Source organism: Micromonospora echinaurantiaca (assembly GCF_900090235.1).
Classification (GTDB): domain Bacteria; phylum Actinomycetota; class Actinomycetes; order Mycobacteriales; family Micromonosporaceae; genus Micromonospora; species Micromonospora echinaurantiaca.
On sequence record NZ_LT607750.1, the window covers coordinates 2,181,035 to 2,201,123 of the forward strand.

Consider the following 20,089-nt stretch of genomic DNA (forward strand, 5'->3'; position numbering starts at 1 on the left):
GCCATTCCTCCGGCCCGCGCTAGAGGTCAATCTCCGTCCGTGCCCGCCAGCACCGTCCGCCCTGGACCGCCAGCCCCGCCCCGCCCGCGGAGAACTGGATACCGCTGTTCAACCGCGTCCACAACCGGCTCCGCGATCGGAAAGGCTCAGCGCAGGGTGAGTGGCGTTTCGGATTCGATGCGGGACAACTTCTCCGGGTTACGGACGTAGTAGATGCCGGTGACGCGGCCGTCCTCGATCCGCAGCGCGGCGACGCCGTCAGTCTCCCCGTCGAGGCGAAACAGCAGTGCCGGGTTGCCGTTGATCACGGTCGGTTCGGTGGTGAGCGTCCCTCCGACCTTCTGCATGCTACCGACGAACATGCGGACCGCCTTCTCTGCGCCGACGATCGGCCGCAGCGCGGCCTGTTTGACGCCGCCGCCGTCGCTGACCACGACCACCTCGGGCGCCAGCACGTCGAGCAGGCCCCGCAGGTCGTTGGTCTCGACCGCGCGCTGGAACGCCTTCAGCGCCGCCCGCCTCTCGTTCTGGGAAACCGCCTTGCGGGGGCGGCGGGCACCGACGTGCCGCCGGGCGCGGAGCGCGATCTGGCGTACGGCCGCGGGGCTCCTGCCGACGGCCGCCGCAATCTCGTCGTAGCTGATTTCGAATGCCTCGCGCAGCACGAAGACGGCGCGCTCGGTCGGCGAGAGCGTCTCGAGGACGACCATCGTCGCCATCGACACACTCTCGGCCAGCTCGGCATTCTCGGCTGTGTCCGGCGCGGTGAGCAGCGGCTCGGGCAGCCAGGGACCGACATACGCCTCCTTGCGCCGCTGCATGGTGCGCAGGCGGTTGAGCGACTGGCGGGTGGTGATCCGGATCAGGTAGGCGCGCTGATCGCCTACCTGATCCAGATCGACCTTGACCCACCGTAACCAGGCCTCCTGCAGTACGTCCTCCGCGTCGGCCGCCGATCCGAGGATCTCGTAGGCGACGGTGAAGAGCAGGTTTCGGTGGGCGACGAAGGCCTCGGTCGCCGGGTCACCGGCGTGGTCGCTCATCTCGATACCTCTCCCTAGGCCCGCCGGCCGGTGACCGTCGGCGCTTCACCGGCCTTGGTGTGCCGCAACTCCTGGCGCCGGCGATCCGTGAACCACAGATTGAGCGAGCCGGGCCTACGTGCCTCGTGCGCCATCTGCCAGACGGTGCTCTTGCACACGGCTTCCTTGAGTATCGCCATGGACCGGCCGCCCAGGTGAAACATCCCTGTCACGGTGTCGTCCTTCTTGGCGTACTGGACGATTCCGGCGCCGCGCCCCAGGCTGATGCACTGGCCGAAGAGCCCGACGTTGAAGTCGGCAGGCTGCTTGCCGGAGATCCTGTTCAGCACCGTCTCGGCGGCCTGCGGGCCCAACTGGACTGCGGACTGGCAGCTCATCCGCACCGGCAGGTTCGACGGTGCCCCCGAGTCCCCGGCCGCGACGATGCGTGCGTCGTCCACACTCGTGAGCGTCTCGTCGGTGAGCAGGCGCCCCAAGGCGTCCGTGCTCAGCCCGCTGCGGGCGGCCAGATCCGGCACGCCGAACCCCGCGGTCCAGATGGTCACGCCGCTGGGCAACTCGCGGCCGTCGGCGAGCTGGACTGCATCACCTGTCACGCCGGTCACCGTCGCGCCGGGGCCCTCGATCATGGTCACGCCGAGCTTGGTGAGCCGCTCGGCCACCGAGCGCCGGGCACGGGGATGCAGGTAGGGTCCGAGTACCTTTCCGCACACGAGGGTCACCTTCCGGCCCAGCTCCGCCAGCTCGGAAGCGGTTTCAAGGCCGGTCGACCCGGCTCCCACCACCGTGACCGTGGCCGATGCGGGCGCGGCGTCGATGACCGGCCGCAGCTGCTGCGCATCCTCCAGGGTGGCGATCGGGTAGGCGTGCTCTGCCGCGCCGGGCACGCTCGGGTCGGCGTTGCCGCTGCCCACAGCGTAGATCAGATAGTCGTAGCCGAGCGTTCCGCCGCTCGCCAAGGTCACGCGACGCCCGGCCGCGTCGATCCGGGTCACGGTGTCGACCACGAGCCCGACGCCGCCGGCCAGAATCCTCTGGTAGTCCACAACCGCGTCGTCCGACCCGCCGACGAGCTGGTGCAGGCGGATCCGCTCGACAAAAGCCGGACGCGGGTTGATCAGGGTTACCGTCACGCCGTCGCGCCGAGTCAGGCGGTTGGCCGCCATCACGCCGGCGTATCCGCCGCCGACCACGATGACATCGGTGTTCTCAGCCATGGCCTCTCCTTCGTCTTCAAGGTGCGGCATCAAGACACCGCGCGCCCGGCGGCGCGTGACGATCAGTGCGTCAGATCACGCGCTGAGCGCCGAGTCGAGCACCAGATGGATCAGCCCCCGCCAGCTCGCTGTCGTCGTGGGGCGCGTGGTTGGCGTACTTCTGGGCGATGAGCAGGCGGCTGTGGGTCTTGAGCACCAGCTCCGCGAAGCTCGACCCGGCGCTGCCGCCCACCTGGCTGGCCGCCACCACCATCGCCCTGGGCCACGCCGCCGGCGCCGAGGTCGCCGCCGGGCGGATGGCCGCCGACCAGGCCGCCGCCGCGCTGCGCACCAGCATCCTGCGGGTGTACGGCGCCGCCCGGCCCTGACCGGTCACTCCTCGATCGCCCCACCCACCCGGCGCAGGTGCTGGCGGAAGGTGTAGCCGGGCTCCGCCGCGCGCCGGGCCAGGTAGTCGTCGAACGCGGTCTGCTGGCGCAACGTCTCACCGGCGCGGATCCGGGCCGCCTGGGTCCGCTCGGTGCGCCGGATCCGCGCCGCCGCCGCCAGCACCTCCTCGGCGCGGGCGGCGGGCAGGAAGAGCACGCCGTCGTCGTCGGCGCAGACCAGGTCGTCGGCGGTGACCAGGTGCGCGCCCACCCGCGCGCTGACCAGCGTCTGCGCCTCCCGATCGTCCAGCCGGGTCGGCCCGAGCGGGCAACTGCCGTAGCTGAACACCGGCAGGCCGATCTCCACCAGCTCGGCGGTGTCGCGGTGCAGTCCCCACACCACCAGCCCGGCCACCCCGGCCGCGGCGGCCTCCAGCACCGCCAGGTCGCCCACGCACGCCTCGTCCGTCCGCCCGCCGTTGTCGATCACCAGCACGTCCCCGGGCGCCGCCGAGCCGTACGCCTCCAGGAACACGTCCACGCTGCCGTGGTGCCGCACCGGCAGCACCCGGCCGGCCACCCGCTGGCCGGGCACGACCGGCCGGACGCCCGCGGGTGCCACCCGCAGCGGCACGTCCAGTCGTACGCAGGCGTCGGCCAGCAGCGGCGTGGGCAGGTCGGCGAGGTGCTCCACCATGGCGTCCTCCGGGGCGACTGGGAATAGTGGGTCGCCATCGTAGGGAGGCCGACCGGCGCGGCAGCCAGGTCCAATCCGGATCGGCTGGCCCGCGTACGCCCGAAAATCGGTCTCCGCCGGCGACCGAGATCATCTAGTCTTGCCGGGCTCGACGCGGGAGGTGGGCATTGAAGCTCGGTGAGGCGCTGGCGGATCGGGCCGACGCGGTCCGGCGGGTGGAACAGCTACGCGCGCGGATCGTGGGCAGCGCCCGGTACCAGGAGGGCGAGGTGCCGCCGGAGGACGCCAACGCCCTGCTCGGCGAGCTGGCCGAGACGCTCGACCAGCTGGAGTCGCTGATCCGCCGGATCAACCGGACCAACGCCTCGGCGCCGGCCGGCGACCACGGCACGCTCACCGACGTGCTCGCGCGCCGGGACGTACTGCGGCTGCGGCACTCGGTGCTCACCGCGGCCGCCGACGCGGCCGCGGGCGGGCGGCACGCGGTCCGGCAGCTGCGCTCGGAGCTGAAGATGCTCACCGCGCTCCCGGTGGCCGAGCTGCGCGGCCAGGCCGACGCGCTGGCCCGTGAACTGCGCGAGCTGGACGTGCTGATCCAGCGCACCAACTGGGAGGCGGACCTGCTGGACTAGCCAGGTGTGGAGCAGGTAGCCGTCGTGGAGGCGTGCACAGCACAAAAGCCGGCTGCGAACCGGCCTCCTTTCTCTGGCGCGCGACGGGCAGCGCGGAGGTTCGACTCCTCGACTCACAGAGCCGCCCAGCACAGAGGACAGGTGACAGCGCACCGCGCACAGCACATCACCACGTGCAGATCCACGACGGCGAGGGCGGGCTCGGGGAACTCCACACCCAGCCGGAGAATGACGCTGGACGGCTCGGGCGGCCATCGTTCGTCGTCGCGGCGGCTCGGTGACCGGCAGCGGCCCCACAAGGGAAAGCGGATCACCGCTGACGAACGCCGTCAGGCAAGGGTTGGATCGCCCGCCCGGGCGGCCCGCTCGATCTCCGCGCGCCGGGCTGCCCAGAAGGCCGCGTCGCGCTGCCCGTCGGCGTACCGGGCGGCGAACCCCGTCGACCCGTCGAGGTGTTCGCGCAGGATGTCGGCGTGCCCGGCGTGGCGGTTCGTCTCGGCGAGCACGTGGACCAGGATGTTGAACAGCATGACCTGTGGGCGCGGCCACCAGGGCACGTAGCCGGGCGAGTCGATGGCCAGGGCGAGGATCGTCGCGTCCGAGTGCTCCCACACCCGGCGGTAGCGGTCGACGATCTCCTCGCGCGTTTCGTGCTCGCTAGCCCACATCTCGGTCTCGCCCGCCTCGGCGTCGTCCCAGCGGGCCAGGGGTTCGGGGAACGGCCGCCCGAAGACCTCGCCGAAGTACCGGGCCTCGCAGACCGACAGGTGCTTGACCAGACCGAGCAGATTGGTGCCGGTCGCGGTCAGGGGGCGGCGGATGTCGTACTCACCGAGCCCGTCGAGCTTCCAGACGACCACCTCACGAACATGCCGCAGATCGTCGTGCAGGTACGTCTTCGCGAAGTCATCGATCATGAGGCACGACCCTGCCACGTGCTCCCGCCGCCCTCAACCCGCGCCCACTATCGAAGCCCTGCTCGGACCGCTGGACCTCTATCGTGATGGGCGGATTTTGTCCGGCGTCAGGGCGACCGCCGCGAGCGTGCGCCCATCGTCGTCGACGAACTCCACTTCATAGGCGAGTTCCGGCCGCTCGAAGACGTGCACGATCGTGCCGATCGAGCCCGCCGCAAGGCGCTCCTCGGGGAGGTCGGTCGTCAGCTCGACGACGTCGTACAGGTCCACGAATGACATCCTCGGCGTCGACGGTCGCCTCGACCGCACCGTCGGGGCTGCGGGCCGTCGCGGTGAGCGCCGCCAGTTCGCGGGTCAGCGCGGTGGTCCGCGTCGCCCGCTCGGCGATCGTGGCCTCCCAGTCGTCGACCCGTCGTCGTGCGGCGTCCAGCGCCGCCTCGTCCGTCCACACCTCGGAGCCTCCCCGTCCCGCCGGTGCGAGCCCCGGTCACGTTACCAACCGAAGTCGATCCGTTCCGCCCCGTAACGGCCGGCAGGCGTGTCCGGCGATTCAACGGGTATGCGGCGTCCCGGGCGGCGGCCGTGGCCGCCCGGATCGGGGGTGCCGTGGAGGCCACGGTGATCGGCGTGGTGATCGTCCTCGCGCTGCTGGCGCTGCTCGGGGCGCTCAGCGTCCGGCTGGTGCAGCAGTACCAGCGCGGCATCGTCTTCCGGTTCGGCCGGGTGCTCGACCGGGTCCGACAGCCGGGCCTGCAGTTCATCGTTCCGGTCGCCGACCGGATGGTGCGGGTGAGCATGCAGACCGTGGTGATGGGCGTGCCGCCGCAGGGCGCCATCACCCGGGACAACGTGACGCTGACCGTCGACGCGGTCGTCTACTACCGGGTGGTCGATCCGGTGAAAGCGCTGGTCAACGTGCACGACTATCCCTCGGCGGTGCTTCAGGTGGCGCAGACCGCGCTCCGCTCGGTGATCGGCAAGGCCGACCTGGACACCGTGCTCGGCGACCGGGAACGGGTCAACGCCGAGCTGAAGGCGGTCATCGACGCGCCGACCGAGAAGCCCTGGGGCCTGCTGATCGAGCGGGTCGAGGTCAAGGACGTGGCGCTGCCCGAGGGGATGAAGCGGTCGATGTCCCGCCAGGCCGAGGCGGAGCGGGAACGCCGGGCCCGGGTGATCGCCGCCGACGGCGAGTACCAGGCGTCCCGCCGGCTCGCCGACGCCTCCCGGGCGATGGCGGCCACGCCGGGGGCGTACCAGCTGCGCCTGCTGCAGACCGTGGTGGACGTGGCGGCGGAGAAGAACAGCACCCTGGTGATGCCGTTCCCGGTGGAGCTGCTGCGCTTCTTCGACCAGTTCAGCCGTACCACGCCGGAGCAGAGTGCGGCGGGCGGGCCGGATCTCGGGCCGGTCACCGGGACGGTCGCGGCGGCCGCCGAGCCCGACGGCGGCTCCCCGGCGACCTGACGGGACAGCTGTACCGGCAACCTGTCATGTGCCGCCGGCATGAGCCCCCCGGGCCTGCCTGGCCGTCGCCGCCGTCGCGCTGCTGGTCGCGGTCGCCACCCGGCTCAGGCCGGGACCGCCGACTCCGCCGCCGGCTCGGCCGGCTGTTCTGGTACGGCGGGCGGCGCCGGGCGGGGCAGCGTGAACCGGAACCGCGCCCCGCCGGTGTACGTCTCGTCCAGGCTCAGGGTGCCGCCGTGGTACTCCACGATCTTCTTGCAGACCGCCAAGCCGATGCCGGTGCCCGGGTACGAGCCGCGGGGGTGCAGCCGCTGGAAGATCACGAAGATCTTCTCGGCGTACCGGGGGTCGATGCCGATGCCGTTGTCCTCGACCGTGAACGACCAGCCGTCCGGCGTGTCGGCCACCGTCACCCGGACCCGGGGGTCCCGCTCCGGGCTGCGGAACTTGACCGCGTTGCCGAGCAGGTTCTGCCACAGCATGGTCAGCAGCGTCGGGTCGCCCTGCACGGTCGGCAGCGGATCGCGGGTGATCTCCGCGCCGGCCTCCTCGACCGCGCCGGACAGGTTCGCCGCCGCCTGTTCGAAGACCTCGGCCAGATCCACCTCGCGCAGGTCGCTGTAGACCCGGCCGATCCGGGAGAACGCCAGCAGGTCGTTGATCAGCTCCTGCATCCGGGTCGCCCCGTCGACCGCGAAGCCGATGTACTGCCGGGCCCGGTCGTCGAGCTGGTCGCCGTAGCGGCGCTGCAGCATCTGGCAGAACGAGGCCACCTTGCGCAGCGGCTCCTGCAGGTCGTGCGACGCGACGTAGGCGAACTGCTCCAGGTCCTCGTTCGACCGGCGCAGCTCGGCGGCCTGCTGTTCGAGGGCGTCCCGGTCGTGCTGGCCGCGCTCCAGCGCGTCCACCATCCGCTGCCGCATCGTCTCCACGTCGTCGGCGAGCCGGGCGATGTCGGCCGGCCCCTGCGGGCGCAGCCGGTGGCGGAAGTTCCCGCCGGCCACCTGCCGCACCGACTCGCCGAGCCGCTCCAGTGGGCGGAGCACCGTCAGCCGTACCAGCACGGAGCTGACCACGCTGGTCAGCAGCAGCGCGGCGAGGATCGCCACGAAGGTGAGGTCCCGCAGCCCACGGGCCCGGTCGAGGTCCGCCCGGCTGGCGTCCCGGATCTGGTCCAGCCGCGCCACCAGCGCGCTGAACTCCGCCCGGAGCGCCTCGAAGGTGTCCAGGCCGCGGGTCGCCACCGCCGCCAGCTCCGCCGGGTCGGTGCCGGCCTGCCGGCCCCGGATCAGCGGCTCGGCGACGTCGTTGTGCCACCGGCCGGCGAGCGCCTCGGCGTGTTCCAGGTCGCGCAGCGCCGCCGGCTCGTCGGCCAGCAGGTCGCGCAGCCGGGCCATCGTGACCGGTTCGGCTTCGAGGTTCTGCCGGTACGTGGCGAGGTATCGGTCCTCGCCGCTGAGGGCGTACGCGAACACGGCCGCACGCTGGCTCACCAGCTCGCTGTCGAGCTCCCCGACGGCCGTACGGGCCGGGGCGATCCGGTCGGCCAACCGGTCGGACACGGCCGCGGTGTGCGTGAGGGCGGCGGCGCCCAGGCCACCACCGAGCACGACGAGGGCGGCCATGGTCAGCAACATGACACTGAGCCACCACCGGGTCGTCCTCCGCCGGCTGTCCGTCGCCGGAACCGTTCCGCTGTCGCTCACGGCCTGCACATTAACCGAGCCGGGTCGGCCCGGCGCGGTGGGCGGACGGCCAGCGCGCAGGCTTGCCGGGAGCTGCTACCTGTGTGGACGTGTGTCCGCGATCGACCATGCCAGCACCCGACCGTGACGCCGTCACCCGGCCGCCCAGCGGTGACCGTCGGGCGGGCGGGTCCGGCCCGGCCCGGCCCGCCGCGCGCCGGCCGACGTCCGGGGCGGCGGAAGCACCCGTTGCGCCGATGGCCCGACCCACAGCGGCGGCCACAATGACCAGCGTGGCGCCCGTGACGACTCGCCGAGCGGGGAGGTGATCGCGTGACCGGCTGGCAGGTGTCCGGCTACACGCCGGTGCGGCAGCTCGGCGCGGGCGCGTCGGGCCGGGTGGACCTGGCCGTGCACGACGCGACCGGCACCCCGGTGGCGATCAAGTACCTCACCGGTGGCGTCGGCGACGACCCGTCGTTCCGGACCGCCTTCCGCGACGAGGCCCGGCTGCTCGGCGAGATCGACGACCCGCACGTCTCGCGCCTCTACGAGTACGTCGAGTCGCCCGACGGCGCGGCGATCGTGATGGAGCTGGTCAACGGCGTGTCGCTGCGGCAGATGCTGCGCGCGCACGGCCCGACCGCGCCGGAGTCGGCGCTCTGCGTCCTCAAGGGATCGCTGGCCGGGCTCGGGGCGGCGCACGCCCGCGGCGTGGTGCACCGCGACTACAAGCCGGAGAACGTGTTGGTGACCGCCGAGGGCGCCAGCAAGCTGGCCGACTTCGGCATCGCCATGCCGGTCGGCGCCGGTTCGGGCGTCTCGGTCACCGGCACGCCCCGCTACATGGCCCCGGAGCAGTGGACCGGCGCCCCGGCCAGCCCGGCCTGCGACATCTACGCGGCGACCGCGACCTTCTACGAATGCCTCACCGGGCGTCCACCGTACGACGGGCGGGACCTGCTCACCCTGCGCCAGCAGCACGCCACCGCGCCGATCCCCACCGACCCGGCCCCCGCGCCGGTGCACGACCTGCTGCGGCACGGCATGGCCAAGCAGCCGGCCGACCGGCCGCAACCCGCCCAGGCGTTCCTCGTCCTGCTCGAACAGGTGGCGGGCCGGGCGTACGGCGCGGACTGGGAGGAGCGCGGGCTGCGGGAACTGGCCCGCCGGGCGGCGTTGCTGGCCGCCCTCTTCCCCTTCCCGGCCGGCACCGGCGGTGCCACCAGCCTGGCCAGCACCGCCCTCGGCGCGAGCACCGGACGGTGGACGTGGCTGCGCCCCGGCCGGGCCCGTAGGTCGCTGGTCGGCGCCGGGGTGGTGGCCACCCTGCTGGTCGGTGGTGCCGGGCTCAGCTACGCCGCCCGGGACGAGCCGCTGCCCGCGGCCGGGGCGGGCACCTCGGGCTCGACCACCGTGACCGGCGGCGCGGCGGCGACGCCCGGCGCCGGGTCGCCCACCCCGACGCCGAGCGCCACCCCCACCCCGTCGGGCGAGCCGGGCACGACGACGGCGGCGCCGGAGCCGCCCACCCCCGGTGCGACGACCCGCCCGCCCACCCGGAGCCCGAGCCCGAGCGCGTCGACCGGCACCAGCCCCCCGCCGCCGCCGGACACCGTCGCCCCGACGGTGGGGAAGGTGGCGGCCAACCCGACCAGGCTCGATCCGCGGGGCTGCCCGTACGGGCCGACGTCGAGCACCATCGCCGCGGCCGTCGCCGACGACCGTACGCCGGTCGGCTCGCTGCGGGTGCGGCTCCGCTACACCCTCGACGGCCGGTCCACCGACGTCGCCATGTCCCCGAGCCGCGACGGGTCGTTCCGGGGCGCCTTCGGCGACCTGCCGCGGCCCGCGAACGCCATCCGGATCCCGGTCCGCGTGCTCGCCACCGACCAGGCCGGCAACACCGCCGAGGGCGGACCGGTGTACGTCACCCTCGACTCGAACTGCACCCCGGGCTGACCGCTCCCGGACGCCAAGCCGACGACGACGAGACAGGACGGCCGCCGTGACCCAGCCGAACGACCCGACCGAGGCGCTGCCCACCCGCGCGTGGTACGACGACCCGCCCGACCCGCCCGACCCGCCCGACCCGCCCGGCCAGCCCGACCCGCCCGGCCCGCTCGGCCGGCCCGCCGGCCCGGCGCCGCCGGCCGAGCCCACCGTGCGGCTCGCCCCCGAGTCCGCCGAGCGTCCGGAGCCGGTCGAGCCGACCGTCCACCTGGCCCCGCCGCCGAGGCAGCCGGGCGGAGCGGAGCCGACGGTGCACCTGGGCGCGGGGGAGCCGACGGTGCACCTGGGCGCGGGGGAGCCGACGGTGCACCTGGGCGCGGGGGAGCCGACCGTGCACCCCGGCGCGGGGGAGACGGTGCACCTGGGCGCGAGGGAGTCGACGGTGCACCTGGGTGCGGGGGAGGCGACGGTTCAGTTGGGCGGTGGCGAGCCGACGGTCCGCTGGGGTGCCGCCGGGTCGACCGGTCATCGGGCGGCTGGATGGTCTCCGCCGTCGGCGGGGGAGTCGACAGTCGACATGGGCGCGGCCGGTCGCCCCGGTCCGGCGGCCTGGCCGGCCGCGCCGGATTCGACCCATCCGACCCATCCGACCGGTGGGGCCACCACCGCCGCCGGGACCGGCACGCTCTACGGCCCGCGTACCGCCGCAGCCACGCCCGGCAGCACCGGTGTGACCGGCGCGACCACGCCGGGCGGAACCGGCGCGACCACGCCGGGCAGGGCCGGCGCGGCCACGCCCGGCAGGGCCGGCGCGGCCGCCGGGGCACCCGGTGCGGCTGCCGTACCGGCCGGCGGCGAGGTGCGGTTCGGACCCGGCGTCCCGGCCACGCCGCCGGCCGCACCGGCCTGGCCGGCGCCGCCGCCGCCGCGACGCCCACGGTCGGTCTGGCGGACGCTCACCTCGGTGCTGTCCACTCTGCTCACCCTGGCGCTGCTCGCCGCCGTCGGAATCTACCTGTGGCAGCGAATCAGCCCGCTGGAGATCACCGGGGTGACCGTGGCGGTGCCCGAGCCGGCCGGTGACCGGTGTGACGTCACCGTCGACGTGGTCGCGACGGTACGCACCAACGGCCGGGGCGGGGTCGTCGAGTACCAGTGGCTGCGCTCCGGCAGCCCGCCGAGCAACGTGCTGACCGAGCGGGTCGGCCGGGGGCAGCGCACCGTCGACCTCACGCTGGAGTGGACGTTCACCGGCGTCGGCAGCACCCGGCAGACGGCCACCGTCAACATCACCTCCCCGGCGCCGATGCAGGCGCAGACCGAGGTCGCGTACGACTGCCGACCGTGACCTCCCGGCGCCGCCGCGCCCGGGTTTCCGGTGGATCCCCACGGGGTAGGTCGGCCGGGACGAACCGGTGCTGTGGAGGATTTCGATGCGAGACAACTTCGGTGACGCCGTGGGGGACGCCCTCCGTTCGGTGCTGCTCTTCCTGCCCAAGGCCGTCGGCTTCGTGGCCATCCTGGTGGTCGGCTGGCTGGCGGCGAAGGCGCTGCGCAAGCTCGTGGACAAGGTGCTGGAGCGGGTCGGCTTCGACCGGGCCGTCGAGCGCGGCGGCATCCGCCGGGCACTGGCCCGATCGCGGTACGACGCCAGCGACATCGTCGCCAAGCTCGTCTACTACGGCGTGCTGCTGGTGACCCTGCAACTCGCGTTCGGCATCTGGGGGCCGAACCCCATCTCGGACCTGATCGCCGGGGTCATCGCCTGGCTGCCGAGGGCCTTCGTCGCGATCGTCATCGTGGTGGTGGCCGCGGCGATCGCCAACGCGGTCAAGGACATCATCAGCGGCGCCCTCGGCGGGCTGTCGTACGGCCGGATCCTGGCCACCATCGCGTCGGTGTTCATCCTCGGCCTGGGGATCATCGCCGCGCTCAACCAGATCGGCGTGGCCACCGCGGTGACCACCCCGGTGCTGATCGCCGTGCTGGCCACGGTCGGCGGCATCCTGATCGTCGGCGTCGGCGGCGGGCTGGTCCGGCCGATGCAGAGCCGTTGGGAGTCCTGGCTGACCCGGGCCGAGCAGGAGTCCCAGGCGATCGCCACGCACGCCCGGGCGTACCAGGCCGGCCGCCGGGACACCGCGGCCCGGCTGGCCGAGTCGGCGCCCGCCGCGGGTCCGGCCGGCGGCGACCCGGAGGCCACCCAGGTGGTGCCCGCCACGCCCGGCCACCCCGGAGCCGTCGCTCCGGCGCAGACCGACCCGGACGCCACCCAGCCCACGCCGCGGGGCGCCACCATCCCAGCGCAGCCGACCGGTGACGACGCCGAGGCCACCATGGTCATTCCGCCGGTGGACCGCGACCGGCGCTGACCCGTCGCCGACCGTCCGGGGTGGGACCCGTCGGGTCCCACCCCGGCGCGTGTCCGGCGAATGGGCATGACCGGCCCGGCCCGGTCCGACTACCATCGCCGCATGACCTGGCGATGTTGATGCTCCGCTAGAGGCCACTGCCGTGGGCCGCCGCGGTCGCCGTACGTCCGGCGTCCGTTTCGTCCTTCCGGGAAGGCCTCATGACTCCCATCACCGCGCGCGTGCCCGATCCGCGTGTCCGCCGGCTGGCGGCCACCCTCTACGGGTACGCGTTCCTCAGTGAACTCGTCCTGCTCTATCCGGTGTACGCGCTGCTGTTCAGCGACACCGGCCTGTCCGTGTGGCAGATCAGCTCGCTCTTCGTGATCTGGTCGGCCAGCAGCATCCTGCTGGAGGTGCCCTCCGGGGCCTGGGCCGACGCGGTCTCCCGCCGGCTGCTGCTCTGTCTCGCTCCGCTGGTCAGCGCCGCCGCGTTCGCGCTCTGGGTGATCGTCCCGTCCTACCCGGCCTTCGCCGTCGGCTTCGTGCTCTGGGGCGCCGGCGGGGCGCTCGCCTCCGGCGCGCTGGAGGCGCTGGTCTTCACCGAACTGGACCGCCTCGGCGCGGCCGGCCGGTACGCCCGGACCATCGGTCGGGCACGGACCGCCGAGACGCTCGCCGTGCTCGCCTCGATCGTGCTGGCCGCCCCGGTGCTCGCCGCCGGCGGGTACCCGGCGGTCGGCGCGGCCAGCGTGCTGGCCTGCCTGCTCGCCGCCGCCGTCGCCACCCGGTTCCCGGAACACCGCACCGCGGTGACCAGCCCCGCCGCCCCGCTCGGCGCCGGACCGACCAGCGCCGCACCGACCAGCCCTGCCAGCGGCATCCTCGACGACCTGGACACCCGCACCCCCGAGGCGCCGGTCAGCGCCGCACCAACGGTCTCCGTTCTGTCCGGTCCCGGCACGGCCAGCCCCGACACGGCCGGCGCGCCCGACCCGGCCGGGGTGGGGGAGCCGGAGGAGGACGACCTGGGTTGGTGGGCCAGCCTGCGCGCCGGGCTGGCCGAGGTGCGCGCCGACCCGGCGGTCCGCTCGGCGGTGCTGCTGGTCGCCGCGGTCACCGCGGTGTGGGGCGCGCTGGACGAGTACACCCCGCTGCTGGCCCGGGACACCGGCGTCGCCGCCGAGACCGTGCCGCTGCTGCTCCTGCTGACCTGGGTCGGGGTGAGCGTCGGCGGGCTGCTCGCCCCGGCCGGTGAGCGGCTCGGCCGGCGCGGTCAGGCGGCCCTGCTGGCGTTCGCCGGTCTGGCCCTGGCCGCCGGGGCGCTGCTCGGCCGGCCGGTCGGCTTCGTCCTGGTCGGCCTGGCCTTCTGCGGCTTCCAACTGGCCAGCGTGCTGGCCGAGGCGCGGTTGCAGGCCCGGATCACCGGCCCCGGGCGGGCCACCGTCACGTCGCTGGCCGGGATGGCCACCGACCTGACCATCATCGTGGTCTACGCCGGGTACGGAGTGGTCGCCACGGCGGCCGGCAACGGGGTGGCCTTCGCGGTGGCCGCGGCGGTGTACCCGCTGCTCGCGGTGCCGCTGGCGCTCGGCGGGCGGCGGCGAGGGGCGCCCGCGCCCGGTCGTGGCGGGCGGCGCGCGGCAGCCGGGCGCTAGCCGCCGGTGGCCTTCGCCGGGTCAGTCGGCGATGCCGGTGAAGGCCACCACCCGCTCCACCCGCAGCCGCACCAGCAACTCGCCCGGCACCGCGTTGCGCCGGCCATATCGCTGCGCCTGGTCGTCGCCGACGTAGCGGGCGGCGATCCGGGTCGCCCAGGTGAGCATCTCGTCGAGGTCCTCGCTGACGGTGACCCGGCCACGCACCGCGACGAACGCGTACGGCGGGTGCTCCTCGTCGACGGTCAGCGCCGCCCGCGGGTCGCGCCGCAGGTTGCGCCCCTTCACGCTGCTCCGCCCGGTGTTGAAGACCAGTTCGTCGCCATCGAGCACGAACCAGACCGGCGCCACGTGCGGCGAACCGTCGGCCCGTACGGTGGCCAGCTTGCCGGTCCGGGTGCCGTGGCTGACGAACGCCCGCCACTGTTCGTCGGTCATCTCCTGCGCCATGGCGCCATTCTGGTCGATCGTCAGACGCGCCCGCCCGGGGCCCGCGGCTCGGCTGGGGCGGCGTCGGCGGAGGCGGTGGCGCGACCGCTGGGCGGTGCGGGGCCGGGGCTACCGGATGGCTGCCGGTCCGGTGGCGGCCGACCGACCGCCACCGGACCCGGCGATCAGCCGCCGACGTGCAGGAACGACCACTGGTGGCCGTCGAGGTCGCGGAAGCCGCCCATGTAGAGGCCGCCCCGCTCCTGCGGTTCGCCGAGGCTCTCGGCCCCGGCCGCCACGGCCCGGCCGATCAGGTCGTCGACCTGCTCCCGGCTGTCCAGGCCGAGCCCGACGATCACCTCCCGGGTGGTCGCCGTGTCCGGCACGTCGACGCCGGTGTAGGCGGCGAACGAGCTGGAGTTGTGCAGCATCAGGTGGGTCGTGTCGGTGAGGGTGAGCTGGATGCTGGTGCCGTCCGGCGACAGGTCGCTGGCGTGGAACCCGAGGATCCGGAAGAACTCGGTGGAGGTGGTCAGGTCGCGGACCGGCAGGTTGATGAAGGTCGTCGTCATCGCGGGTCTCCGTCCGATTCGAGGAGCTGCTTGAGCGCGGCCAGCCGCTCCCGCCAGTACGCCTTCAGCCGCGCCGCCTGCTCGGCGTCCGCGAGCTTCTCGTGCTGCACCGCCACCCGGGACTTCGACTCGCCGGCGGCCGCGAAGCCGACCAGGATCCGGCTCGACCCGTCGGTCCAGTCCGCGCGGAACGACTTCGGTGCGGTGGCCGTACGGACCCGGACGTCCTCGGGCAGCCACCGCCGGCGCAGCGCGTCGTCGGCGAACGCGTCGAAGAGCCGCCGCACCGGCACCGCGACGGTACGGGAGCCGTTGGCGGAGAACCCGCCGCCGCGCCGCTGCCCGGGTGCCCGCAGACCGCGCGCCTGCTCGTAGCCGACGGTGACCGTCTGCGCCCACCAGCCGGGCACCTCGTGGGTGGTGACCAGCCAACGGGCGATCTCGGTGTGCGTACGCCCGGTGCCGCCCCACTCGTCGAGCAGGGCGAACCACTGCGCCCAGGCGCGCCCGGTGCGCTCGCTGAGCAGCGCGTCGGAGATCCGTTCGGTCTGCTCCGCCGGCCCGGTGGCGGTCTCGGCCGCCGCCGGACCGGCCTGGTCGGGTACCGACGCTCCCGCCGGGCCCGTGGCCGCGGAGATCGGGGCCGCCGCTGGGACCGTCGGCTCGGCCGGGGTCGCCGGCTCGGCCGGGGCTGCTGCGGCCGGGGTCGTCGGGTGGGCCGGGGCGGCGGGTGCGGCGGGCTCGGTCGGGGTGGCCTGGGCGCGGGCGAGCAGTTGCCGGCGGGCGGTGGTGTAGCTCTCGCCGGTCTTGGCCATCCGGCTGCGGACCCGGTCCTTGAAGGTGCGCTGATGCGTCATCACATGCTCCCTGTCAACGGCACGGTCGCAGGGACTCACGCTCCCGTCGACCGCGCCGGAGAAGGCATGTGGCACGGCATCCCGAGAACACCAGGTTCCCTTTGCCTCCGCGCGGCCGGCGGCGTGAGCACCGGTAAGGAGGTGGGGCGCGGGACGGCGCCGCCACCAGCATACGCGGGCGGGTGGAGCTTCGGGAGGGACGCGCGGAAGGGGCCGGTCAGGAAACGTCCGGCTCGGCGCTCTGCTCCCAGATCGACTTCATCTCGTCGAACGCCTGCTCCATGAGCTGCACCATCGCCCGCCGGGCGCGTTCGCCGTCGTGCCGCTGGATCGCCTGGGCGACGTCGGCGTGCAGCTGGAGGGCCTCGTCGCTCGGGTGGTGCGGCATCAGGTGGTGCTTGTGCCGGCCGGTGAGCACTTCGGCGATCAGGTCCTGCAACCGGACGAACATCTCGTTACCGGACGCGACCAGTACCCGCCGGTGGAACTCGATGTCGAGGCTCAGGAACCGCTCCTCGTCGCCGGCCTTGCCGGCGGCCCACATCTTCGCCGCGAGCCCGACCAGGTCGCTCGCCTCGTCGTGGTCGGCCCGGGTGGCGGCCAGCCAGGCGGCGTGCGGCTCGACCGCGGTACGCAGCTCGGTGATCGACCGGAGCTGGGTGATCCGCCCGGCCGAGGCGAGCCGCCAGCGGATCACCTGCGGGTCGAAGACGTTCCAGTCGTTCGCCGGCCGGATCATCACCCCGACCCGGCGGCGGGTCTCGATGAACCCGATGGAGGCGAGGACGCGCAGCACCTCGCGGATCACCGAGCGGGACACCGCGTACCGGTCGACCAGCTCGTCGATGTTGAGGACCGCCCCGGGGGCCAGGTCGCCGCCGCAGATGGCCGTGCCGAGGTGGTCGAGGACACGTGCGTGCAGCCCGGCCTCGGCAGGGGCGTTCTGGGCGGCTGCGCCCCCGGAGGAGTACCGTTCCACGCCACGGATCATATCAGTTAGATCAACCTCTTGAATAAGTCCGCTTTTTCGGCCTAGCATCCCGACGTTAAGCGGATGTAAACACCGAGGTAGCGCCCTAGCCAGGGCAGCGACCGGGGACAGAAGGAGAGACAAGCGTGCGACGTCGATCAATAATCGGCACTTCTCTGGCCGTGGTCGCCGCCATGGGCCTGTCCGCCTGCGGCGGCGGGGACGACGGCGGCAGCGGTTCGAACACCCTCCGGGTGACGCTGGTCAACCACGTCTGGACGGAGAACATCAAGAAGGCCCTGCCGGAGTTCGAGAAGCAGACCGGCCTCAAGGTCGAGGTGACCCAGCTCGGCGAGGACCAGCTGTCGGACCAGTACAACGTCAAGCTGAACGCCGGGTCCACCGACCTGGACGTGATGATGTACCGGCCGCTGCAGGAGGGGAAGCTGTTCGCCAAGAACAAGTACCTCGCCGACCTGACCGACAAGGCCAAGTCGGACGGCGCCTTCGAGTTCAGCGACTTCCAGGCCGGCCCGGTGCAGGCCACCTCGTACGAGGACAAGCTGGTCGGCGTGCCGATCATCACCGAGCAGGAGGTCCTCTACTACCGCAAGGACCTGCTGGAGAAGTCCGGCTTCACCGCCCCGCCGAAGACCCTTGACGAGCTCAAGGCGCAGGCGGCCAAGGTCGAGGCCGACAACCCGGGCGTCGCCGGCTTCGTGGCCCGTACCGGCAAGTCCGCCGCGGTCACCCAGTTCTCCAGCTTCCTGTACAGCTTCGGCGGCGACTTCGTCGACGCCAGCGGCAAGGCCACGGTCAACACCGAGCAGGCCAAGCAGGCGTACGCCTACTACGGCGGGCTGCTGCGCGACCACGGCCCGGAGAACATCAGCACCGACATGAGCTGGTCCGAGGCGATGGCGATCTTCACCCAGGGCAAGGCGGCCTTCTACACCGAGGCCAACTCGCTCTACAAGAACGCCACCGACCCGGCCAAGTCGAAGGTCTCCGACACCGTCGGCTTCGCCACCTTCCCGGCCGGCCCGGCCGGCTCCAAGCCGTACAACGTCCCGTCCTGGGCGCTCGGCATCAACGACGCGTCTAAGAACAAGGACAACGCCTGGAAGTTCATCCAGTGGGCGGCCGGCAAGGACCAGTCGCTGGCGCAGCAGAAGGCCGGCGTCCCCGGCGCCCGCGCCTCCGTCTGGGCGAACCCGGAGGGCACCTCGACCTACCCGAAGGACCTCGCCGAGGCCACCGCGGTCAGCACCACCAACGGTGTCGGCCACGACCGTCCGCTGGTCGTGAAGGTCGCCGAGGCGCGGGAGATCGTCGGTCAGCCGATCGTCGACGCGATCACCGGCAAGGACGCGGCCGCCTCGGCGGACGCGGCGAACGAGAAGTTCCAGAAGTTCCTCGACGACGAGGCGAAGTAGTCCGACCGCGGGGTGGCGGGGCCGACCGGCTCCGCCACCCCGCGCCGGGACCCTGGCCCTGAGCACCCGGAGACCCCATGTCAGTCGTCACCACCCCAGCCACCAGATCGCCCGCGGCCCCGTCCGGGCCGACCGAATCGGCCTGGTCGCGCTGGGCCAACGCGCACCGCAAGTGGCTCTTCGCGGCACCCGCCATGGCGTTCGTCGCCGTGCTGATCGTCTTCCCGGTGGCGTGGACCGGGTACCTGAGCCTCACCGACGCCGAGGGTTCGGTCCGCGCCGAGAGCGAGTTCATCGGCTTCCAGAACTACCTGGACGTGCTCTCCGACACCGACCGGTTCTGGCCGGCGGTGTGGCGCACCGTCCTGTTCACCGGCGTCGTGCTCCTGGTCGAGGTCGTCCTCGGCATGGCGATCGCCCTGCTGCTGTGGCGGCCCTTCCGCGGTGAGAAGTGGGTCCGGGTCGCCATCCTGCTGCCGCTGGTGGCCACCCCGGTCGCGGTCGGCATGATGTGGCGACTGATCTTCGACCCCAACATCGGCATGGCCAACCAGCTGCTCAGCTGGGTGGGCATCGGGCCGCAGCCCTGGCTCTCCGGGCAGAGTTCGGCCCTGCCGACGACGATGTTCATCGACATCTGGCAGTGGACCCCGATGGTCGTGCTGATCCTGCTCGCCGGCCTGACCTCGCTGTCGGACGAGCCGCAGGAGGCGGCGCTGATCGACGGCGCCAGCACCTGGCAGCGGTTCCGGCACGTCACCCTGCCGCTGCTGATGCCGACCGTGATCGTCGCGGTCCTGCTGCGCGGCATCGACGCGCTGAAGACCTTCGACATCCTCTACGCGACCAAGGGGCGCGGCGGCGGGTCGTTCCACGAGGTGGAGACGCTCAACGTCTACGCCTACGGGCTGAGCTTCGACTACAACGACTACGGCGTCTCGTCGACCGTCCTGATCATCTTCTTCCTGATCATCATCGGGGTGATGTGGGCCCTGACCTACCGCAAGAAGGGGCTGGAGCGATGAAGCCGAGCAGGCCGTTCAAGGTGTTCCGGGCGGTGGCCCTGGTCGCCGTGGTGTTGTCGCTGGTCGCCCCGCTGATCTGGATGATCCTCGCGTCGCTGAAGACGAACGTCGACATCTACGACACCGAGAAGGCGTTCTCCTTCTCGCCCACCCTGGACAACTACGGCACCGTGCTGGAGCAGGCGAACTACGTCCAGTTCATCGGCAACAGCCTCTGGGTGGCGTTCGCGGCGACCGTGCTGTCGCTGATCCTCGGCGTGCCCGCCGCGTACTCGATGAGCCGCTTCAACATGAAGAAGTCCGCGCTCGTCGTGCTGATGGCCCGGGTCATCCCCGGCGTCTCGCTGCTGGTGCCCTGGTACTACGTCTTCTCGAACCTGCAGATGGTCGGCGGCTACACCGTGCTGATCCTCAGCCACATGTTCGTCTCGCTGCCGTTGATCGTCTACATCATGATGGGCTACTTCGACGGCCTGCCCGCCGAGCTCGAAGAGGCGGCCCTGGTCGACGGGCTGACCCACATCGGCGCGTTCCGGCGGATCACCCTGCCGCTGTCGGTGCCCGGCGTGGCCACCGCGGGCATCCTGTCGTTCATCTTCTCCTGGAACAACTTCATGTTCGCCCTGGTGCTCTCGGGCGCCGACACCAAGACGCTGCCCGTGGCGATCTTCGACTTCGTCGGCTACGCCAGCATCGACTGGGGCGGCCTGATGGCGGCGGCCACCGTGGTCACCGTGCCGATCATGGTGATCGCGCTGTTCGTGCAGAAGTACATCGTCTCCGGCCTCACCGCCGGCGCCACGAAGGGCTGA

Annotated in this window: 20 protein-coding genes; 10 read left to right on the forward strand and 10 right to left on the reverse strand. The window is 72.8% G+C overall.

The window, feature by feature from the left end; genetic code table 11:
* Nucleotides 1-146 precede the first annotated feature (146 nt).
* Both GA0070609_RS09890 and GA0070609_RS09895 read right to left on the reverse strand, forming a co-directional pair.
* Entirely contained in the window at nt 147-1,043 is an 897-nt protein-coding gene (locus tag GA0070609_RS09890; protein ID WP_088993535.1) for an RNA polymerase sigma-70 factor, read from the reverse strand.
* A gap of 14 nt (nt 1,044-1,057) precedes the next feature.
* Nucleotides 1,058-2,260 (reverse strand): NAD(P)/FAD-dependent oxidoreductase, encoded by a 1,203-nt coding sequence (locus tag GA0070609_RS09895; protein WP_088997620.1) that lies wholly within the window; start codon nt 2,258-2,260, stop codon nt 1,058-1,060.
* 167 nt (nt 2,261-2,427) lie between these two features.
* Between GA0070609_RS09895 and GA0070609_RS09900 the strand changes: the two genes are divergently transcribed.
* On the forward strand, nt 2,428-2,628 hold the full coding sequence (locus tag GA0070609_RS09900) for a hypothetical protein (protein WP_197700250.1): 201 nt from the start codon (nt 2,428-2,430) through the stop codon (nt 2,626-2,628).
* 4 nt (nt 2,629-2,632) lie between these two features.
* Here the strand turns inward: GA0070609_RS09900 and GA0070609_RS09905 are convergent, their stop codons facing one another.
* Nucleotides 2,633-3,325: an RraA family protein gene (locus GA0070609_RS09905; RefSeq protein ID WP_088993536.1), complete on the reverse strand. Its 693-nt coding sequence runs from the start codon at nt 3,323-3,325 to the stop codon at nt 2,633-2,635.
* A gap of 167 nt (nt 3,326-3,492) precedes the next feature.
* Here GA0070609_RS09905 and GA0070609_RS09910 point away from each other — a divergent pair, with 167 nt between their 5' ends.
* Nucleotides 3,493-3,957, forward strand: a complete 465-nt coding sequence (locus tag GA0070609_RS09910) for a DIP1984 family protein (protein ID WP_088993537.1) — start codon at nt 3,493-3,495, stop codon at nt 3,955-3,957.
* A 329-nt stretch (nt 3,958-4,286) separates the two neighbouring features.
* Here the strand turns inward: GA0070609_RS09910 and GA0070609_RS09915 are convergent, their stop codons facing one another.
* Both GA0070609_RS09915 and GA0070609_RS09920 read right to left on the reverse strand, forming a co-directional pair.
* Nucleotides 4,287-4,874: a DinB family protein gene (locus tag GA0070609_RS09915; RefSeq protein ID WP_088993538.1), complete on the reverse strand. Its 588-nt coding sequence runs from the start codon at nt 4,872-4,874 to the stop codon at nt 4,287-4,289.
* A gap of 78 nt (nt 4,875-4,952) precedes the next feature.
* On the reverse strand, nt 4,953-5,144 hold the full coding sequence (locus GA0070609_RS09920; RefSeq protein ID WP_197700251.1) for a DUF4926 domain-containing protein: 192 nt from the start codon (nt 5,142-5,144) through the stop codon (nt 4,953-4,955).
* Nucleotides 5,145-5,480: 336 nt separating this feature from the next.
* Here GA0070609_RS09920 and GA0070609_RS09925 point away from each other — a divergent pair, with 336 nt between their 5' ends.
* Complete coding sequence (locus GA0070609_RS09925; protein ID WP_088997621.1) at nt 5,481-6,341, forward strand: SPFH domain-containing protein; 861 nt, start codon at nt 5,481-5,483, stop codon at nt 6,339-6,341.
* Nucleotides 6,342-6,445: 104 nt separating this feature from the next.
* Here GA0070609_RS09925 and GA0070609_RS09930 read toward each other — a convergent pair whose 3' ends face one another.
* A complete protein-coding gene (locus GA0070609_RS09930) occupies nt 6,446-7,978 on the reverse strand; it encodes a sensor histidine kinase (protein ID WP_088993540.1) in 1,533 nt (510 codons plus the stop codon).
* Between the two features lie 381 nt (nt 7,979-8,359).
* On the opposite strand from GA0070609_RS09930, the gene GA0070609_RS09935 reads away from it, so the two are divergent.
* The 4 genes from GA0070609_RS09935 to GA0070609_RS09950 all read left to right on the forward strand — a co-directional run bounded on the left by GA0070609_RS09935 (nt 8,360) and on the right by GA0070609_RS09950 (nt 13,988).
* Complete coding sequence (locus GA0070609_RS09935) at nt 8,360-9,988, forward strand: serine/threonine-protein kinase (protein ID WP_088993541.1); 1,629 nt, start codon at nt 8,360-8,362, stop codon at nt 9,986-9,988.
* A 46-nt stretch (nt 9,989-10,034) separates the two neighbouring features.
* On the forward strand, nt 10,035-11,327 hold the full coding sequence (locus GA0070609_RS09940) for a hypothetical protein (protein ID WP_088993542.1): 1,293 nt from the start codon (nt 10,035-10,037) through the stop codon (nt 11,325-11,327).
* 85 nt (nt 11,328-11,412) lie between these two features.
* A complete protein-coding gene (locus tag GA0070609_RS09945; protein ID WP_088993543.1) occupies nt 11,413-12,351 on the forward strand; it encodes a mechanosensitive ion channel family protein in 939 nt (312 codons plus the stop codon).
* 200 nt (nt 12,352-12,551) lie between these two features.
* Nucleotides 12,552-13,988 (forward strand): MFS transporter, encoded by a 1,437-nt coding sequence (locus GA0070609_RS09950; RefSeq protein WP_088993544.1) that lies wholly within the window; start codon nt 12,552-12,554, stop codon nt 13,986-13,988.
* Between the two features lie 21 nt (nt 13,989-14,009).
* Here the strand turns inward: GA0070609_RS09950 and GA0070609_RS09955 are convergent, their stop codons facing one another.
* The 4 genes from GA0070609_RS09955 to GA0070609_RS09970 form a co-directional block, all read right to left on the reverse strand.
* Nucleotides 14,010-14,438, reverse strand: coding sequence for a PPOX class F420-dependent oxidoreductase (locus tag GA0070609_RS09955; RefSeq protein WP_088993545.1), 429 nt, complete (start codon nt 14,436-14,438; stop codon nt 14,010-14,012).
* A gap of 164 nt (nt 14,439-14,602) precedes the next feature.
* The gene (locus tag GA0070609_RS09960; protein ID WP_088993546.1) at nt 14,603-14,989 is read right to left on the reverse strand and encodes a VOC family protein; all 387 of its coding nucleotides are present in this window, start codon (nt 14,987-14,989) and stop codon (nt 14,603-14,605) included.
* On the reverse strand, nt 14,986-15,846 hold the full coding sequence (locus tag GA0070609_RS33830) for a hypothetical protein (protein WP_197700252.1): 861 nt from the start codon (nt 15,844-15,846) through the stop codon (nt 14,986-14,988). Before GA0070609_RS33830 ends, GA0070609_RS09960 begins: the two co-directional genes overlap by 4 nt.
* A 217-nt stretch (nt 15,847-16,063) precedes the next feature.
* Entirely contained in the window at nt 16,064-16,825 is a 762-nt protein-coding gene (locus GA0070609_RS09970) for a FadR/GntR family transcriptional regulator (RefSeq protein WP_231928606.1), read from the reverse strand.
* 137 nt (nt 16,826-16,962) lie between these two features.
* On the opposite strand from GA0070609_RS09970, the gene GA0070609_RS09975 reads away from it, so the two are divergent.
* From GA0070609_RS09975 to GA0070609_RS09985, 3 genes are all read left to right on the forward strand, one after another.
* The gene (locus GA0070609_RS09975) at nt 16,963-18,252 is read left to right on the forward strand and encodes an ABC transporter substrate-binding protein (protein ID WP_231928607.1); all 1,290 of its coding nucleotides are present in this window, start codon (nt 16,963-16,965) and stop codon (nt 18,250-18,252) included.
* 77 nt (nt 18,253-18,329) lie between these two features.
* A complete protein-coding gene (locus tag GA0070609_RS09980; RefSeq protein ID WP_197700253.1) occupies nt 18,330-19,277 on the forward strand; it encodes a carbohydrate ABC transporter permease in 948 nt (315 codons plus the stop codon).
* Nucleotides 19,274-20,089 carry a carbohydrate ABC transporter permease gene (locus GA0070609_RS09985; protein WP_088993548.1) on the forward strand — a complete coding sequence of 272 codons (816 nt, stop codon included), beginning with the start codon at nt 19,274-19,276 and terminating at the stop codon, nt 20,087-20,089. The genes GA0070609_RS09980 and GA0070609_RS09985 overlap by 4 nt, the downstream gene beginning before the upstream one ends.

Bases quoted from the DNA above. Each gene is read 5' to 3' on its own strand.
- GA0070609_RS09960 (WP_088993546.1), bottom strand. From the start codon at position 14,989: ATGACGACGACCTTCATCAACCTGCCGGTCCGCGACCTGACCACCTCC.
- GA0070609_RS09900 (WP_197700250.1), top strand. From the start codon at position 2,428: ATGAGCAGGCGGCTGTGGGTCTTGAGCACCAGCTCCGCGAAGCTCGAC.
- GA0070609_RS09895 (WP_088997620.1), bottom strand. From the start codon at position 2,260: ATGGCTGAGAACACCGATGTCATCGTGGTCGGCGGCGGATACGCCGGC.
- GA0070609_RS09905 (WP_088993536.1), bottom strand. From the start codon at position 3,325: ATGGTGGAGCACCTCGCCGACCTGCCCACGCCGCTGCTGGCCGACGCC.
- GA0070609_RS09985 (WP_088993548.1), top strand. From the start codon at position 19,274: ATGAAGCCGAGCAGGCCGTTCAAGGTGTTCCGGGCGGTGGCCCTGGTC.
- GA0070609_RS09930 (WP_088993540.1), bottom strand. From the start codon at position 7,978: ATGTTGCTGACCATGGCCGCCCTCGTCGTGCTCGGTGGTGGCCTGGGC.
- GA0070609_RS09890 (WP_088993535.1), bottom strand. From the start codon at position 1,043: ATGAGCGACCACGCCGGTGACCCGGCGACCGAGGCCTTCGTCGCCCAC.
- GA0070609_RS09955 (WP_088993545.1), bottom strand. From the start codon at position 14,438: ATGGCGCAGGAGATGACCGACGAACAGTGGCGGGCGTTCGTCAGCCAC.
- GA0070609_RS09980 (WP_197700253.1), top strand. From the start codon at position 18,330: ATGTCAGTCGTCACCACCCCAGCCACCAGATCGCCCGCGGCCCCGTCC.
- GA0070609_RS33830 (WP_197700252.1), bottom strand. From the start codon at position 15,846: ATGACGCATCAGCGCACCTTCAAGGACCGGGTCCGCAGCCGGATGGCC.
- GA0070609_RS09915 (WP_088993538.1), bottom strand. From the start codon at position 4,874: ATGATCGATGACTTCGCGAAGACGTACCTGCACGACGATCTGCGGCAT.
- GA0070609_RS09950 (WP_088993544.1), top strand. From the start codon at position 12,552: ATGACTCCCATCACCGCGCGCGTGCCCGATCCGCGTGTCCGCCGGCTG.
- GA0070609_RS09945 (WP_088993543.1), top strand. From the start codon at position 11,413: ATGCGAGACAACTTCGGTGACGCCGTGGGGGACGCCCTCCGTTCGGTG.